Annotated in this window: 15 protein-coding genes; 12 read left to right on the forward strand and 3 right to left on the reverse strand. The window is 73.1% G+C overall.

Annotated elements, in window-relative coordinates:
- Nucleotides 1–27: 27 nt before the first annotated feature.
- Nucleotides 28–4,068 (reverse strand): S8 family serine peptidase, encoded by a 4,041-nt coding sequence (locus QQX09_RS12400; RefSeq protein WP_301135206.1) that lies wholly within the window; start codon nucleotides 4,066–4,068, stop codon nucleotides 28–30.
- 158 nt (nucleotides 4,069–4,226) lie between these two features.
- On the opposite strand from QQX09_RS12400, the gene QQX09_RS12405 reads away from it, so the two are divergent.
- From QQX09_RS12405 to QQX09_RS12415, 3 genes are all read left to right on the forward strand, one after another.
- On the forward strand, nucleotides 4,227–5,195 hold the full coding sequence (locus QQX09_RS12405; protein WP_301135303.1) for a helix-turn-helix transcriptional regulator: 969 nt from the start codon (nucleotides 4,227–4,229) through the stop codon (nucleotides 5,193–5,195).
- Between the two features lie 47 nt (nucleotides 5,196–5,242).
- A complete protein-coding gene (locus QQX09_RS12410) occupies nucleotides 5,243–6,220 on the forward strand; it encodes a calcium/sodium antiporter (RefSeq protein WP_301135208.1) in 978 nt (325 codons plus the stop codon).
- 65 nt (nucleotides 6,221–6,285) lie between these two features.
- Nucleotides 6,286–7,149 carry a formate/nitrite transporter family protein gene (locus QQX09_RS12415; protein WP_301135210.1) on the forward strand — a complete coding sequence of 288 codons (864 nt, stop codon included), beginning with the start codon at nucleotides 6,286–6,288 and terminating at the stop codon, nucleotides 7,147–7,149.
- A gap of 9 nt (nucleotides 7,150–7,158) precedes the next feature.
- Here QQX09_RS12415 and QQX09_RS12420 read toward each other — a convergent pair whose 3' ends face one another.
- Nucleotides 7,159–8,232 carry a fatty acid desaturase family protein gene (locus QQX09_RS12420; protein ID WP_301135212.1) on the reverse strand — a complete coding sequence of 358 codons (1,074 nt, stop codon included), beginning with the start codon at nucleotides 8,230–8,232 and terminating at the stop codon, nucleotides 7,159–7,161.
- A 150-nt stretch (nucleotides 8,233–8,382) separates the two neighbouring features.
- Nucleotides 8,383–9,252 carry a VOC family protein gene (locus QQX09_RS12425; RefSeq protein ID WP_301135214.1) on the reverse strand — a complete coding sequence of 290 codons (870 nt, stop codon included), beginning with the start codon at nucleotides 9,250–9,252 and terminating at the stop codon, nucleotides 8,383–8,385.
- A 54-nt stretch (nucleotides 9,253–9,306) separates the two neighbouring features.
- On the opposite strand from QQX09_RS12425, the gene QQX09_RS12430 reads away from it, so the two are divergent.
- The 9 genes from QQX09_RS12430 (at nucleotide 9,307) to rdgB (ending at nucleotide 16,109) form a co-directional block, all read left to right on the forward strand.
- The gene (locus QQX09_RS12430; protein WP_436969071.1) at nucleotides 9,307–10,143 is read left to right on the forward strand and encodes an ABC transporter ATP-binding protein; all 837 of its coding nucleotides are present in this window, start codon (nucleotides 9,307–9,309) and stop codon (nucleotides 10,141–10,143) included.
- A complete protein-coding gene (locus QQX09_RS12435) occupies nucleotides 10,125–11,714 on the forward strand; it encodes a hypothetical protein (protein ID WP_301135219.1) in 1,590 nt (529 codons plus the stop codon). The genes QQX09_RS12430 and QQX09_RS12435 overlap by 19 nt, the downstream gene beginning before the upstream one ends.
- Before the next feature lie 63 nt (nucleotides 11,715–11,777).
- Nucleotides 11,778–12,053 (forward strand): DUF3039 domain-containing protein, encoded by a 276-nt coding sequence (locus QQX09_RS12440; protein ID WP_301135225.1) that lies wholly within the window; start codon nucleotides 11,778–11,780, stop codon nucleotides 12,051–12,053.
- Between the two features lie 36 nt (nucleotides 12,054–12,089).
- Complete coding sequence (clpS, locus tag QQX09_RS12445; RefSeq protein WP_301135227.1) at nucleotides 12,090–12,377, forward strand: ATP-dependent Clp protease adapter ClpS; 288 nt, start codon at nucleotides 12,090–12,092, stop codon at nucleotides 12,375–12,377.
- Complete coding sequence (locus tag QQX09_RS12450) at nucleotides 12,374–13,006, forward strand: DUF2017 family protein (protein WP_301135229.1); 633 nt, start codon at nucleotides 12,374–12,376, stop codon at nucleotides 13,004–13,006. Before clpS ends, QQX09_RS12450 begins: the two co-directional genes overlap by 4 nt.
- Nucleotides 13,003–13,824: a glutamate racemase gene (gene murI, locus QQX09_RS12455; protein ID WP_301135231.1), complete on the forward strand. Its 822-nt coding sequence runs from the start codon at nucleotides 13,003–13,005 to the stop codon at nucleotides 13,822–13,824. Before QQX09_RS12450 ends, murI begins: the two co-directional genes overlap by 4 nt.
- Nucleotides 13,821–14,603, forward strand: a complete 783-nt coding sequence (locus QQX09_RS12460) for an MBL fold metallo-hydrolase (RefSeq protein WP_301135234.1) — start codon at nucleotides 13,821–13,823, stop codon at nucleotides 14,601–14,603. Before murI ends, QQX09_RS12460 begins: the two co-directional genes overlap by 4 nt.
- A gap of 151 nt (nucleotides 14,604–14,754) precedes the next feature.
- Nucleotides 14,755–15,495, forward strand: coding sequence for a ribonuclease PH (gene rph, locus QQX09_RS12465; protein ID WP_301135236.1), 741 nt, complete (start codon nucleotides 14,755–14,757; stop codon nucleotides 15,493–15,495).
- The gene (gene rdgB, locus QQX09_RS12470) at nucleotides 15,492–16,109 is read left to right on the forward strand and encodes an RdgB/HAM1 family non-canonical purine NTP pyrophosphatase (RefSeq protein ID WP_301135305.1); all 618 of its coding nucleotides are present in this window, start codon (nucleotides 15,492–15,494) and stop codon (nucleotides 16,107–16,109) included. The genes rph and rdgB overlap by 4 nt, the downstream gene beginning before the upstream one ends.
- The last annotated feature ends 2 nt before the right edge of the window (nucleotides 16,110–16,111 follow it).

Here is a 16,111-nt window from a genome sequence, read left to right on the forward strand (position 1 = left end):
CCCCGACCCCCTCCGTGAGGTGCTGCGTCAGCTGGCGAAGGTCGCGAGGACCTGGTCCAGCGTCACGCCCTTGTACTTCGTCTGGGGCGTCGGCACGTCGGCCACCGTCGGGTTGCGCACGAGGAAGTTGGACTCCACGAACGCGAGGTCGGCCGCGTCGACCGTCCCGTCGGCATTGATGTCGGCAGCACGGTCGGCGGTCCCGGCGGCGTCGCGGATCGCGACAGCGTCGAGGATGTCGACCACGTCGTCGCCGTTCACGTCGCCCGCGGCGAGCTGCGGCGCGATAGAGACGATCGTGCCGGCGGCCTCGCCGTCCTCGGCCGTCCGCGAGAGCGTGAGCGGCTGGTGCCACGCGAGGTGACCCGGCAGGGTGACCTCGAGCTGCCACTCCTCGTCGAACAGCGTCAGGCCGCCGCGGCCGATGGTGCCGTCCGCGCCCACCGACAGCGGGAGCACGTCGCCCTCGGGGGAGGTCAGGGTCGCGGTGGCGCCGACGGCCGAGTAGTCGCGCTCGGTGTCGATGTAGCCGGCCGCCGTGAGCAGGCCCTGGGCGTAGTAGCCGCCCGTGACCGTGGTGGTCGGCGCGAGCGCCTCGACGATGTCGAAGTGGCGCTGCATCGACACGTAGCGGCCGTCCGTGCGCTGCACGTACGTGCTCACCGTGAGGAAGCCGGTGGTCTCCGCCGCGATGGTGTCGGGCATCTCGAACGCCACGTCGATGAGCGGCAGGTCGTCACCCGTGTACTCGGTCGCGCCGTCGAACGTGATCGGGACGCGGAGCTTGCGGTAGCTCGAGCCCATGGCCACGTCCGTGATCTCGCCGGAGATGCGGCCGTACGCGGCGAACGCCTCCTGCTCGGTGATGTCGAGGATCGTGGTGTCGCGCGGGTTGTAGAGCACCTCGAGCGTCATCGTCCCGAACATGTCGGCCTTGTTCGTCGAGAACGACATGGTGATCTCGTCGCCGGCGCGCGCCTCGGTGGACGATGCGCGTCCCAGGACGTACGCCTGCGTGTCCTTGAACCACATCGACTGGACCAGCTCGCCGATGTTGCCCGCCGCGTCCATGCCGAGGAAGCGGTGCGACTGCACCGGGCTCCAGAAGAGCGACACGTCGGTCGTGAACGAGCCGTCCGCCTCCGGGTGCATCGTCTTGTACGGCGTGATCGTCGTCGAGAACATCTGGATCGCGTTGTCCGACTCGTCGATGTCGATGCCCGCGGCGCGGATCGCCTCGGTGTCGCCGTCGACCAGCGAGCCGGTCAGCTCGAACGTCGACTGGCCGTTGGCGAACTCGTAGACGTCCGCGTCGTCCAGGCTGGTCGTGAACACCGGCGCGGTGTTGTCGACGTAGACGTGGTTCGTCGCCTCGAACGTGGTCCCCGAGTCGTCGGTGCCGACCACGCGCAGCGTGTGCAGGCCCGGCTCGACGACCTCGGGCATGTGGCCGATCGGGAAGTCCTTGTCGCCGGTCAGGGGCAGGTACTCGCCGTACCAGGCGAAGGCGCCGTAGCGCAGGCCGTCCTTCATGAGCGTCGCGGACAGGCCGCCGACGTAGCCGACGTCCTCACCGGTCGCGGCGTCCACGACGAACAGGTCGATCGTGCGCGTGGGCGTCGCGACGCCCAGCGAGAACTTCGCCGCGGGGTCGTAGACGTTCTCGGCGGTCGACATGACCGGCTTCAGCATCGTGAAGTCGGTGAACGCCGCATCGTCCACGCGGAGGCCGAGGGGGAGGCGCAGCGCCTCCTCGGCCGCCTGGGCGATCTCGACGAAGGCGCCGTAGGTGCCGGTCGGGGTGCCCGCGGGGACGTCCACGACGACCTTGATATGCCTGGTCGAGCCGGGGCTCACCTTGACACGGCTCGGGAACGAGACCTCGATGCCGGAGGCGTCGAAGTCGGCCGTGCCCGCGCCGTTCGCGGTGTCGAGGGCGAGCGTGTACGTCTGCGACGAGGCCGAGCGGTTGGTGATCTCGATGTCGCGGGTGACCGTCGAGGAGGAGGTCGCCGGCAGCATGCCGAGCGACAGCGCGCCGGTGATGTCGTCGACGGTGTCGGAGCTGCCGTGGGTCGCCTCGGCGGCCCACAGGGCGTCGATCACCTGCGCGTCGGTGGTGCCGTGCACCGCCTGGCGGGGGTCCACCTGGCCGGCGCCGGACTCGAACACGCCCGAGTCGTCGCGCAGGTCGTCGGCGGTGTTCATGAGGCGGGTCTTGACGTCCGCCGGCGTGAGCGAGGGGTCCTCGCCGAGCATGAGCGCGACCACGCCCGCGACGAACGGCGTCGCCATCGAGGTGCCGGACTTGCGGCCGTAGGCGTCCGCGTAGGCGACGTCGCCCTTGGGGTCGATGTCCCAGGTCGGGACGCTCGACATCGTCGAGACACCGGGGGCGGTGAGCTCGGGCTTGATGTCGGTGGTGCCGTTGGACGGCCCGCGCGAGCTGAAGTCGGCGAGGGCGTCGCCGTCCGTGGTGATGGTGCCCATGTCGCCGAACGTCACCTCGGTGGCGCCCGCGGCGAGCGCGGTGCGCAGCGCGGCGCCGTCGGCCTGGGTCATGCCGAACGCGGGTGCGTACGCGTCGTTCTCACCGAGGTAGTACTCGATGTACCCGTCGCGGTCGTTGGAGACGAGCACGCCCGCCGCGCCGCGCTGGAGCGCGTACGTGACCATGCTCGTGAACGTGGTGCCGCCGCGCTCGATCAGGACGATCGCGCCCTGGGGCCTCTTCCCGATGTAGCCGGACGACGTGCCGTCGCCGACGTCGACGATCGGGAGGGTCTGGCCCGCGAGGTCGGTCACCGACGCCTCGTCGCGCTGGCGGGCGACGAGGCGCAGCGACGCCTCGGCCTCGCCCACGGCCGCCTCGGTCGCGGCGAGCGTGATCGAGCTGTCGTTCGCGCCGACCGTGATCGCGAGCGCCGACGTGCCGGGCGAGCCGAGCGTGGCGGCGCCGTTCGCACCGTCGTTGCCGGCCGCGATCACGGTCGTCACGCCCGCGAGCGTGAGGTTGTCCGCGGCGAGGGAGAGCGCCGACTGGTGGTCGTTGTACGAGCCGCCGAGCGACATGTTGACGACGTCCATGCCGTCGACCAGCGCGCGCTCCATGCCCTCGAGGATGTCCTCGGTCGAGCCCGAGCCGTACGGGCCGAGCACGCGGTAGCCGTAGAGCTCCACGTCGGGGGCGACGCCCCAGGCGCTGTTGCCGCCGAAGGAGGCGTCCTGGCCGGCGATGATGCCCGACACGTGCGTGCCGTGGCTCGTGTAGTACGGCGAGCCGGAGTACTTCTCGGGCATGCCCGAGGCCTTCCAGTCCGCGTACGTGGTCTCCATCGGGTCGTCGTCCCCGTCGACGGCGTCCCAGCCGCCCACGTACACGTCCGCGATGGCGGGGTGGCGGTAGTCGATGCCGGTGTCGAGCACGCCGACCTTGACGCCCTCGCCGGTGATGCCCGCGTCGTGCAGCGCGGCGACCTCGTCGTACGTGGTGCCGCCGCCGGTGACGGTGGTGCCCGCCTCGGTCTCCTCCGGAAGGTCGAGCGTGAGGACCTCGTTCGGCCACACGCCGGCCACGTCGGCGGAGTCGAGCAGCGAGGCGATCTCGGTACCGGTCGCCGTGAGCGCGACGGCGTTGAGGGCCTCGGTGTACGCGGTCGTGATGCCCTTCGCGAGGCCCTGGGCCTTGGCAAAGTCCGCGAAGCGCGCCTGCGAGGCCTTGACCGCAGCCTTGGCGTCCTTGGCGGACAGCGCGGTGCCTGCCTCGGCGGCGAGCGCCTGGGCGGTCGCCGCGACGGGCTGGCGCAGCAGCACGATGACGTCGGCGGGCTCGGTCGACGTGAGGTCGACGCTGGAGTCGACGTGCACCTCGTCGGGCTCGGTGAGCTGGATCGCGTGCGCCAGCGCCTGGCGCTCCGCGGCGGTGGTGGCCGCGAGGACGTCGGACGCGTCCGCGCGCTTGGCCGCGAAGGCCGGTGCGGGCACCAGCAGCGCGCAGCCGAGCACCGCGGTGGCCGCGCCGGCGGCCACGCGGGAGGCGCCGCGTCGCGGGATGAGGGGGAGTGACATGCAGGTGTCGCCCTTCCTGGAGAAAAGGGGTGAAAGGTGGGTGTCGCAACAGTGACAGCAAACGTAACGACATAGGGTGTCGCATATGTGACATGGCCGGTTCTCGCCGTCGCCCCGGGACGGGACGATGCGCGCGACGCGCCAGGGTGGGAGACGTGATGGGACTCGACGTGCTGGGCCTGGGGCCCGTGGAGCACCGTGTGTACGAGCACCTGGTGCGGCATCGTGCCGCCTCGATGGAGCGCATCGTCGCGGACCTCGGGATCCGGGCCAACGAGATCGGCCACGCGCTCAGGCGTCTGACGGAGAACGGGCTGGTCGCGACGGACGGCGCCCATGCGGACCACTACGTCGCGGCGCCGCCGGACGTCGCGCTCGGGGCGCTGATCCTCGAGCACGAGGACATGCTGCGCCGCGCCGAGGCGGAGATGCTCCTGCTCGAGCAGCAGTACCGCGACGCCGGTTCCGGCGAGGCCGACGTCGTCGACGTGGTGCGCGGACCCGAGGCGGTGCGGCACCGCTTCAACCAGCTGCAGCGCAGCGCCCGCACGGAGGTGCTGCTCTTCGTCAAGGGCGACGCCGCGGTGGTCGATCGCGACCAGAACGTCGAGGAGTCCGTCGCCATCGACCGCGGTGTGCGATACCGGTACGTGCTCGAGCGCTCGCGCCTCGACACCCCCGGCGTGATCGACGCGGTTCGCGAGGCGATCGCCGACGGCCTCGAGGTACGGGTCGCGGGGGAGCTCCCCACGCGGCTGCTGGTCGTCGACCGCGCGGTCGCGATGGTGCCGCTCGCGGCGGCGGGTCAGGACCAGACCTCGGGCGCGCTCCTGCTGAACGCTGGTGGGCTCGTGTCGCTCGCCGTGGCGCTGTTCGAGCGCACATGGTCGAGCGCGGCCCACCTGCGTCCCGCCGCGGAGGGCGGCGTCGCCTCCGCCGAGCTGGAGCCCGAGGAGCGTGAGGTGCTCGCGCTGCTCGAGCTGGGGCTCACCGACGGGTCGATCGCGAGCCGCACCGGGGTGTCCATGCGCACCGTCCAGCGCCGGGTGCGCGAGCTCATGGACCGCGCCGACGTGGAGACGCGGCTGCAGCTGGGCGCCGCGGCCGTGCGCAAGGGGTGGCTCTAGGGGACGCCGCCGCGAGCGTCGCCGCGCCCCGTCACTAGGCTCGAAGCATGACGGCGGCGATCTTCGCGACCCTCCTGGGCCTCGCCGCACTCGCGTGGAGCGCGGACCGCTTCGTGTCCGGCGCATCGGCCGTCGCGACCCACCTCGGCATGGCGCCGCTGCTGGTCGGCATGCTCGTCGTCGGCTTCGGCACGTCGGCCCCGGAGCTCGTCGTGTCCGCCTTCGCGGCGGCCGGCGGCAACCCCGAGATCGCGCTCGGCAACGCCATGGGCTCCAACATCGCGAACATCGGGCTCATCCTCGGCACGACCGCGATCCTCATCCCGGTGATCGTCCACCGCGGCGTCCTCAGCCGCGAGATGCCCGTGCTGCTCGGCATCACGCTGGTGCTCGGGCTGGTGATGCTCGACGGCAGCATCTCGCGCTTCGACGCGCTGGTCCTGCTCCTCGTCCTCGGCGCGCAGCTCGCGTGGTCGATCGGGGCGGGCCGCCGGCGCAGACCGGGCGAGCCGGAGGACGAGCTCGCGATCGAGGTCGAGGAGCGCGAGCGTCGCGCCGGCATGACGCGGCGGGCCGCGTGGGCGTGGACGCTCGGCGGGATGGCGCTGCTCGTCGTCGCGTCGCGCCTGCTCGTGTGGGGCGCGGTCGGGATCGCGGAGCGGCTCGGCTGGTCGGACCTCGTCATCGGCCTCACCGTGGTCGCGATCGGCACCTCCGCGCCCGAGCTCGCCGCCGCGGTCGCCGCCGCGCGCCGCCGCGAGACGGAGCTGGTGCTCGGCAACGTCATCGGCTCCAACATCTTCAACACCCTCGCGGTCGTGGGCCTGGCCGCCCTCATCTCGCCCATGGCGGTCGACCAGGTGGCCGTCACCCGCGACCTGCCGGTGCTGCTGGTGATGACCGGCGCCCTGCTCCTCATGGGCTACCGGCCCGGCGACCACGGCCGCATCAACCGGCTCGAGGGCGGGCTGCTCCTGGCGGCGTGGATCGCCTACACCGGGGCGCTGGTCCTCACCGCGGGCTGAGCGGGCCCGCCGCGCCGGGACCTCCGTACCTGCTGCGACGCCGCGCCCGCCCGTACCGTTGACCCGTGCTGACTCTCCCCGAAACCGTCGACGTCCACGCGAAGGCCGCGCACGCCAAGGCGACGCTGTCGCGCACCCCGGTGCGGCTCATCGTGTCCGCGATGCTCGCGGGCATGTGGATCGGTGTCGGCGACGTCCTCATGTGGTCGGCCGCGGGCCCGCTCCACGTCGACGGCAACCCGTTCGAGAAGCTCGTCGCGGGAAGCGTCTTCGCCGCGGCGCTCACCATCGTCGTCTTCGCGGGCTCGGAGCTCGCCACCAGCGCGATGATGATCCTGCCGCTCGGCGCCGTGCGGCGCACCATCTCGTGGCTGCGCGCCGGCGGGGTGCTGCTGGGGATCTTCTTCTCCAACATGCTCGGCGCGTTCGCCTTCGCGTGGGTGATCATCCAGACCGGCATCCTCGCGCACGGGCCGGCGGGGGAGTTCGCCGTCGACACGCTCGCGGGCAAGATCGCGCACACCCCGGCCGAGCTGTTCTGGCGCGGCGTCATGTGCAACGTGCTCGTGTGCGTCGCGATCTGGGCCGCCGCGCGCCTCAAGAACGAGGTCGCCAAGGCCGTCATCATCTTCTGGGGCGTGCTCGCCTTCATCGCCGCCGGCTTCGAGCACGTCGTCGCGAACATGACCACGTTCGCGATCGGCCTCCTCAGCGGCGGCGACGTGACGTGGGGCGACTTCGCCACCAACATGACCTTCGTGGGGCTGGGGAACCTTGTGGGCGGCGCCATCGTCATCGGCCTCGCCTACGCCTACGTCGCAGGGAAGCTCTCGAAGGACGATGCGGCGGGCGCCGAGGAGCTCATGGAGGAGCCGGAGCCCGTGGTCGCCAACGCGGAGGCGGACCTCGTCACCGCGCCCGGCCGCTGAGCGGTCCCGCTACCGCCCCATCGCGACGCGCTCGGGGCAGTCGAAGGGGTCGCGCGCGGCGAGGCCCACGCGGTTGAGGTACGCGATCACGATCCCGTAGGACTCGAGCAGCGAGGTCTCCGTGTAGGGGATCCCGAGCGTCGCGCAGTGCTCGCGCACGATCTCCCTGGCCCGCGCGAGGTGCGGCCGCGCCATCGACGGGAACAGGTGGTGCTCGATCTGGAAGTTTAGCCCGCCCATGAGGATCGACATCGCCCAGCCGCCGCGGATGTTGCGGCTGGTGAGCACCTGCTTCGACAGGAAGTCCAGGCGCTCGTCGCGGCCCACGATCGCCATGCCCTTGTGGTTGGGGGCGAACGAGGCGCCCATGTACACGCCGAAGACCGCCATCTGCACGCCCACGAACGCGAAGGCCATGCCCAGCGGCAGGAACAGGAAGACCGGCACGAGGTAGAGCCCGAAGTGCAGCGCGATGGAGGGCAGCTCGATCCAGCGCTGGCGGCGCGTGCCGCCGGTGACGAGCGACGCGATCGAGCGGTAGTGGAGGTTGAGGCCCTCGAGCGTGAGCAGGGGGAAGAAGAGCCAGCCCTGGCGCTGCGTCAGCCAGCGCAGCGGGCCCCGGGCGCGCGCCGCATCGTCCTCGAGGAAGGAGATGGTGTCGCGCTCGATGTCGGGGTCCTTGCCGACGCGGTTGGGGTTGCCGTGGTGGCGCGTGTGCTTGGTCATCCACCACTGGTGGCTGATCCCCACGATCACGGTCGACAGGAGGCGGCCCAGGCGGTCGTTCGCCGGGCCCGACGCCAGCACGGTGCGGTGCGAGGCCTCGTGCCCCAGGAACGCGACCTGCGTGAGCACGATGCCGAGGCCCGCCGCGATGAGCAGCTGGAACCACGAGTCGCCCAGCAGCACGAAGCCGGTGACGAGGCCGCCGAGCGCGAGCGCGAGCGCGGCGCCGAAGCCGGCGTAGAAGCCGTAGGCGCGGCGCATGAGGCCGGTGTCGCGGATGGTCGCGGACAGCTCGGCGAACGACGAGGTCATGCGGTTGACGGGGAACGATGCGGGCAGGCGCGGTGCGTCTGTCATGGGTCTCCAGGCTCGTGCGGCGACTTCCCAGCCGGGGTGAGCACGGGCGACCGTGCCGTCGATGCCGCAACCCTACGCGACCGTAGGTTAGGTGTCACGGGGACGCGCCCGATCGCCCGTCATCCTGGGATGACGTCGTCTGTGCGGGGTTCAGCGGGCGACGGTGACGCGGATCTCCGAGCCCCATGGGTCGCGCACCGCGACGGTGCGGCCGTCGTCGGCGACCGCCGTGCCGCGGTGGGCGAGCCGCTCCCGCATGGCGCCTAGGTCGTCCGCGGTGGGAAGGACGATGTCCATCGTGCCCAGCCCGAGCGACGCCGCGCGCGGGCCCGCGCCGCGCGAGTTCCACGTGTTCAGCCCGACGTGGTGGTGGTAGCCGCCGGCGGACACGAACAGCGCCGAGCCCATGTCGAGCACCTCGTCGAAGCCGAGCGCGCCGATGTAGAAGTCCTTCGCGGTGGGGATGTCGCCCACCTGGAGGTGCACGTGGCCCACGCTCGCGGCGGTCGCGGGGGCCGTCGCCTCGGCCTCGGTGAGGTGGGTGCGCAGGAAGCCGTTGACGTCGAGGTGCTCGGTTCCCATGAGCGGGCGGCCCGCGGCGTCGCGCGCCCATGAGGTGCGCGGCCGGTCGAAGTAGAGCTCGACGCCGTTGCCCTCCGGGTCGTCGAAGTAGAAGGCCTCGCTCACGAGGTGGTCGGCGGAGCCGGTGAACGAGCCGGGCGCCGCCTGTGCGACGCGCAGCACCGCCGCGGCGAGGCCCTCGCGCGAGTCGAAGAGCACGGCGGTGTGGAACAGGCCCGCGCCGCGCCGGTCGAAGCGCGGCAGGCCGCGGGTGGGCGTGAGCACCACGGTCTCCACGCCGCCGCGGCCCAGCACGTGGCGCGCGCCGTCGACGCGGATCTCCTCGAGCGCGAGCACGTCGCGGTAGTACGCGAGCATCGTCGCGAGGTCGTCGACGCGCAGCTCGACCGGCCCCATCCGGGTGCCCGACGCGATCCGGTCCTGCTCCGACGTGCCCATCCCGTGCTCCTCATGCTCTCGTCGCCATTTTGGTTGTAGCGTTAACTATATCCGATGCGCCGACGTTCCCGCCATGCCCCGGCCGCCGCTCGCGCAACGCGCCTGGCAGCGCGGCGATACGCTGACCGGGTGACCACCGTCCCCGCGCTGGCCCTCCGCGGCCTCACCAAGCGCTTCGGCTCCACGCTGGCGGTCGACCGCGTCGACCTCGACATCCCGGCGGGATCCTTCTACGGCGTCGTGGGGCCCAACGGTGCGGGCAAGACCACCACGCTGTCGATGGCGACCGGGCTGCTCGAGCCCGACGCGGGCTCCGTGGCGGTCCTCGGCGTGGACCTGTGGGCCGCGCCGGAGGCCGCGAAGCCGCTCCTCGGCGTGCTGCCCGACGGCCTTCACACCTTCGACAGGCTCACCGGCGCCGAGCTCATCTCCTACGCCGGCCGCCTGCGCGGGCTCGACCGTGACACCGTGCGCGCCCGGCGGGACGACCTGCTCGCCGCGCTCGACCTCGAGGATGCGGGCTCGGTGCTCGTCATGGACTACTCGGCGGGCATGACCAAGAAGGTGGGGCTTGCGTGCGCGCTCGTGCACGCGCCCCGCGTCCTCGTGCTCGACGAGCCCTTCGAGGCGGTCGACCCGGTGTCCGCCGGCGCGATCCGCCGCATCCTGTCCGCCTTCGTCGAGACGGGCGGCACCGTGGTGATGTCCTCGCACGTCATGGCGCTCGTCGAGCGGCTGTGCGACCACGTCGCCGTCGTCGGCTCGGGCCGCGTCCTCGACGCGGGCCCGCTCGGCGACGTGCGCGGGGGAGGGGACCTCGAGGAGCGCTTCGTCGCGCTCGTCGGCGACGTCCGCGACCAGCGGGACCTCACGTGGTTGCGACAGTCGTAGGGATCCGCCTGCGCACCACGCGCCACCTCCTGCGGCGCGACTGGTGGCGCGCCGTGGTGCTCGTGCTCGGGCTGCTGTGGGCGCTCGCGATGCTGCCGACCCTGCTCATCGCGCAGGCCGCGCTCGCGGGCCAGGACGCCGGCATCCGGGCCGATGCGCTGGTCGCCCTGTGCGCGGTCCTCACCGTGGGCTGGGCGACCGTCCCGCTCGTGGTGTCGGGGCTCGACGACACGCTCGAGCCGGCGCGCTTCCGCTCGCTCGGCGTCCCGGCGCGGACGATCATGCCCGGGCTCGTGGCGGCCGCGTTCCTCACGCTGCCCGCGCTGTTCTTCGCGCTGCTCCTCGGCATCCTGGGCTCGTCGTGGCGAGGCGAGGGGGCCGGCGTGCTGCTCACCGGCCTGCTCGGCCTCGCGCTCATGCTCGCCTCGATGGTGCTGGGCGCACGGGTGAGCGCCGCCTGGGCGGCACGGCTGCTGTCGTCGCGACGCGCCAAGGCCGCGACGGCCGCGGCGATGCTCGTCGGGCTCGCGGCGATCGCCCCCGTCGCGCTCGTGCTGTTCCGCGACGGGCTCACCGAGGTGCTCGGCGAGGACGTCGAGATCCTGCTCACCAGCCTCGCGAGCTCGCCGCTCGGCGCCGGTGCCGCCGCGCCGCGCGCCGCCGCGGACGGCGACTGGCTGGGCGCGGGCTGGCGGCTCGCGGTCCAGGCCGGCTGGGCGCTCGCCCTGCTCGCGGTGTGGCACGACAACGTCGCCCGCAGCCTCGTCGCCCCGCTCGGGCGCGGCGGAGGCGCGCGACGCCACCACGACCGCGTCCTCGACCCCACGCGCACGCCCGCGACGCCGCGCGACGCGGCCGCCGCGGCGGTGCACGCCCGCCTCGCGCGCGCCTGGACGTCCGACCCGCGCTACCTGGCCTCCCTCGCAGGCGTGCTGCTCCTGCCCGCCTTCTTCTTCGCGCTCGTCATGCCGGTCTTCGACCTCGACCGCCGCTGGGCCTACGTGGTGCCGCTCATGCTCGCCGCGACCATCGGCTGGGGTCGTCACAACGACGTCGCCTTCGACTCCACGGGGCTGTGGCTCGACGTGGTGTCGGGGCGCCTCGGCCGGGCCGTCATGGGCGGGCGTCTCGCCGCGGCCGCGGGCTGGGCACTCCCCGTCGTGCTCGCCGCCGCGGCGGGCACGCTCATCTGGACCGGGAGATGGCAGGACGCGCCGGGCCTGCTCGGCGCCTGCGTCGGCGTGCTCGGGGTGAGCCTCGCCGTCGCCGCGGTGAGCGCCGTGCTGCTGCCGTACCGCGCGCCCGCGCCCGGCGCGAGCCCCTTCGGCGCCGAGGTCGGCGCCGTGGGTGCCGGGCTCGCCGCGCAGCTCGCGTCGTCCCTCGTCGCGGTGGGGCTCGTGCCGTTCGTGGTGATCCCGTTCGTGCTGTCGCTCACGCTCGCGCCCGCGTGGGGCTGGCTCGCGTGCGCCGCGGGCCTCGTGGCGGGCATCGGCGCCTACGTCGGCGCGCTGCGGCTCGCCGGCGCCCTCTACGACCGCCGGTCGGGCCGCCTGCTGGCGGCGGTCGCCTGACAGGCCGCCGCATCGTCCCCGCGCCATGACCCGCGCGAAGCCGGCGCGCGTACGATGGTCGGCATGAGCGAGACCCTTGAGCCGATGACGCAGCCCCAGGGCGGCACCGCGACGATCGAGCGGACCGACACGCAGGAGCTGGTGGAGCCCGGCGACGCCGAGCGCTTCGCGCACTACGTCAAGAAGGAGAAGATCCTCGAGTCGGCGATGTCGGGCGAGCCCGTCATCGCGCTGTGCGGCAAGGTGTGGGTCCCCGGGCGCGACCCGAACCGCTTCCCGGTGTGCCCGGCGTGCAAGGAGATCCTCGACGCCGCGTTCGGATCCGACGACGACGAGTAACCTCGCCGCGGCCGGTCCCGGCCTTACCCTGGTCCCATGGGCACCCAGGAGCGGCTCGACACGCAGGCGGGCGTCGGCACGCGCGCGAGCGAGCCGTGGGTCACGATCGTGTGGAACGACCCCGTCAACCTCATGAGCTACGTCACCCGCGTGTTCCAGGAGTACTTCCACCTGCCCCGTCACGAGGCCGAGGCGCGCATGCGCGAGGTGCACGAGAACGGCCGGTCGATCCTCAGCGCAGGCAGCCGCGAGCAGATGGAGGTGCACGTCCAGGCGATGCACTCCTACGGCCTGTGGGCGACCCTCGAGCGGAGCGGCAAGTGAAGGGATTCGCCGAGCGGGACGGCGCCGCCGTCGCGACGCTCGACGACGACGAGCGCCTCGTCATCGCGCGCATCGTCGCGGACGTGGGCCTGCTGCTCGGCGGCGAGGACTTCGGCGCCGAACGCCACTCGTCGCTGCCGCATCGCGAGGACCTCGCCGAGGCGCTCGCCTTCCTCGACGCGCTCGCGGACTCACCCGCCGAGCCCGACGACCCCGCGCTGCTGCGCCTGCTGCCCAACGCCGCGCCCGAGGACCGCGAGGTCGCGGAGGAGTTCCGCCGCCTCACCCAGGACGACCTGCGCGCGTCCAAGCTCGCACGGCTGCGCCGCATCTGGGACGAGCTGAGCGCGGACGGTGCCGAGTGGGTGGTGCCCGCCGCCGAGGTGATGGCCACCGCCGCCGCGCTCACCGACGTGCGGCTGGTGCTCGCGTCGCGGCTCGGGCTCGAGCGCGACGAGGACGCCGAGGCGCTCCACGAGGAGATCTCGCGTGCGACCGCGGCGCTCGAGCAGGCCTCGCCCGCCGAGGTCGGCATCGACCCCGAGCGGCTGTGGCTCGGCATGGTCTACGACGCGCTCACGTGGCTCCAGGAGTCCCTGGTGTCGCTCACGCTAGGAGGAACTCGATGAACGACGCGCCGATCGGCGTGTTCGACTCGGGCGTGGGCGGCCTCACCGTCGCCCGCGCGATCATGGACACCATGCCGCACGAGTCGGTGCACTACGTGGGCGACACCGCCCACGGGCCCTACGGGCCGCTCCCCATCGCCGACGTGCGACGCCACGCGCTCGACATCATGGACGCGCTCGTCGCGGACGGCGTGAAGACCCTGGTGATCGCGTGCAACACCGCGTCCGCGGCGGTGCTGCGCGACGCGCGCGAGCGGTTCTCCAAGGAGCGCGGAGTGCCGGTCGTCGAGGTCATCATCCCCGCGGCCCGGCGCGCCGCCTCCCTGTCCCGGACCCGGCACGTCGGCGTCATCGGCACCCGCGCGACCGTCACCTCCGGCGCGTACGAGGACGCCCTCGCCGCGGCCCCCGACATCCAGGTGACCAGCCAGGCATGCCCGCGCTTCGTCGACCTCGTCGAGGCGGGGGAGACTTCCGGCGCGGAGGTGCTGCGGGTCGCGCACGAGTACCTCGAGCCGCTGCAGGAGGCCGGCGTCGACACGCTCATCCTCGGCTGCACGCACTACCCGCTGCTCGCGGGCGCGATCTCGTACGTCATGGGCCCCGACGTCACGCTCGTCGACTCGGCCTCCGAGACCGCGCGCGACGTCTACCGCGTGCTCGCCGCCAACGGGCTCGAGAACTCCGGTGCCGCGGCGCCGACCCACCGCTTCTACGCCACCGGGCCGCGGGATCGCTTCGAGGCGCTCGCGCAGCGCTTCCTCGGCCCTGTGGTGACGCAGGTCGAGCCGCTGCCCACGGTCGGGGCCGCGTCATGAGGCTCACCGTCGTCGGCTCGGCCGGCTCCACCGCGGGCCCGGACTCTCCCGCCTCCTGCTACCTCGTCGAGGCGGAGGATGCGGACGGGCGCACGTGGCGCATCGTCCTCGACCTCGGCTCGGGCGCGATCGGCCCGCTCCAGCGCTACTGCGACCCCGCCCGCGTCGACGCGGTGGTCGTGTCGCACGGCCACCCCGACCACTGCGCCGACCTGGCCGCGCTGTCCGTCCTGCGCCGCTACGGCCCCGCCAAGGACGACGGTCTCCCGCCGCTGCCGCTCTACGGCCCCGCGGGTATCGACGACCGGATCATGGAGATCGCCGGCGGCGGCGACCGCGGCGACCTCGAGCCCTTCGCCTACATGCCCGTCGACGCGGACGATGCGGTCGAGGTGGGCCCCTTCTCGCTCACCTTCGCGCGGGCCTGGCACCCGGTCCCCGCGAACGCCGTGCGCGTCGCGGGACCGTCCGCCGCGAACGGCGAGGCGACGCTCGTGTTCACGGGCGACACCGACCGCTGCGACGAGGTGCTCGAGCTCGCGCGCGACTGCGACGTGCTGCTGGCCGAGGCCGGCTGGGCGCACTCGCGCGTCAACCCCGAGGGCATCCACATGAACGGCACGCAGGCGGGCACGCTCGCACGCGACGCCGGCGTGGGCGAGCTCGTCGTCACGCACGTGGCGTCCTGGGTGGACCCCGCGCCGACCCTCGAGCTCGCGGCCGTCGCCTACGGGGCGCCGGTAGCGCTCGCGGCCCCGGGCCGCACCGTGGTGCTCTGACCCCCCGGTGACCTCTCCACGCGACCCCGCCTGAGGCCTCGAGATTCGGGGCGCGCGAGCGCGACTCGCCGGCGACACGCCCGGTTGCTGGTGGGGGAGCGCCTCGCGCGCGTGGAGAGATGCCCGAGGCGCCCCGGATAGGCTCGTCACCATGACGATCACCCGCGCCGACGGCCGCGCCCCCGACCAGCTCCGCCCCATCTCGTTCGAGCGGGGCTTCCAGAAGAACGCCGAGGGCTCCTGCCTGGTGACGTTCGGGGGCACGCGCGTGCTGTGCTCGGCGTCCTTCACCGAGGGCGTGCCGCGCTGGAAGAAGGGCTCCGGCGAGGGCTGGGTCACCGCCGAGTACGCGATGCTGCCGCGCGCCACCAACACGCGCAACGACCGCGAGTCGGTGCGCGGAAAGATCGGCGGCCGCACGCACGAGATCAGCCGCCTCATCGGCCGCTCGCTGCGAGCGATCATCGACGTCAAGGCGCTGGGCGAGAACACCATCGTGCTCGACTGCGACGTGCTCGACGCCGACGGCGGCACCCGCACCGCCGCCATCACCGGAGCGTACGTGGCGCTCGCGGACGCGATCGAGTGGGGTCGCGAGCACGGCGCGATCAAGCGCGGCGCGCAGCCGCTCACCGGCTCCGTGTCGGCCGTGTCGGTCGGCATCATCGACGGCACCCCCATGCTCGACCTGCCGTACGTCGAGGACGTCCGCGCGGAGACCGACATGAACGTCGTGATGACCGGCGTCGGCGGCTTCGTCGAGGTCCAGGGCACCGCCGAGGGCGCGCCGTTCTCCAAGGACGAGCTGGACGCGCTGCTCGCGCTCGCGACCCAGGGCAACGCGGACCTCGCGGTGCTCCAGGCGCTCGCCCTCGAGCCCACGCAGGCCTGACCGTGGCACGCCTCGCGATCGCGACCCACAACGCGCACAAGGTCGGGGAGATCTGGGGCATCCTCGCCCCGGCCGTCCCCGGCCTGGCGCGCGAGGACGTGGCCTCCGCCGGCGAACTCGGCGCCCCCTCGCCGGTCGAGGACGGCGTCACCTTCGAGCAGAACGCGCTCATCAAGGCCCGCGCGCTCGCCGCATCGTCCGGCCTGCCCGCCATCGCGGACGACTCGGGAATCACGGTCGACGTCATGGGCGGCGCACCGGGCATCTTCTCGGCGCTGTGGTCGGGCCGCCACGGCGCGGACCGGGAGAACCTCGAGCTGCTGCTCGCGCAGATGGCGGACATCCCCGACGAGCACCGCGGCGCGGCGTTCGTCTGCGCCGCCGCCCTCGTCACGCCGGACGGCGGCGAGCTGGTGGTGATCGGGCGCATGCCCGGCCGCCTCACGCGCGAGCCCGCCGGCGAGTCCGGCTTCGGCTACGACCCGATCTTCGTCGCCGAGGGCGAGTCCGTCACCAACGCGGAGCTCGACCCGGCGCGCAAGAACGAGATCTCGCACCGCGGCCGCGCGTTCCGCGAGCTCGCGCCGCACGTCGCGGCGGTGCTCGGGGGCTGACC

Origin of the sequence: Demequina litoralis (assembly GCF_030418455.1) — a bacterium.
Taxonomy (GTDB): Bacteria; Actinomycetota; Actinomycetes; order Actinomycetales; family Demequinaceae; genus Demequina; species Demequina litoralis.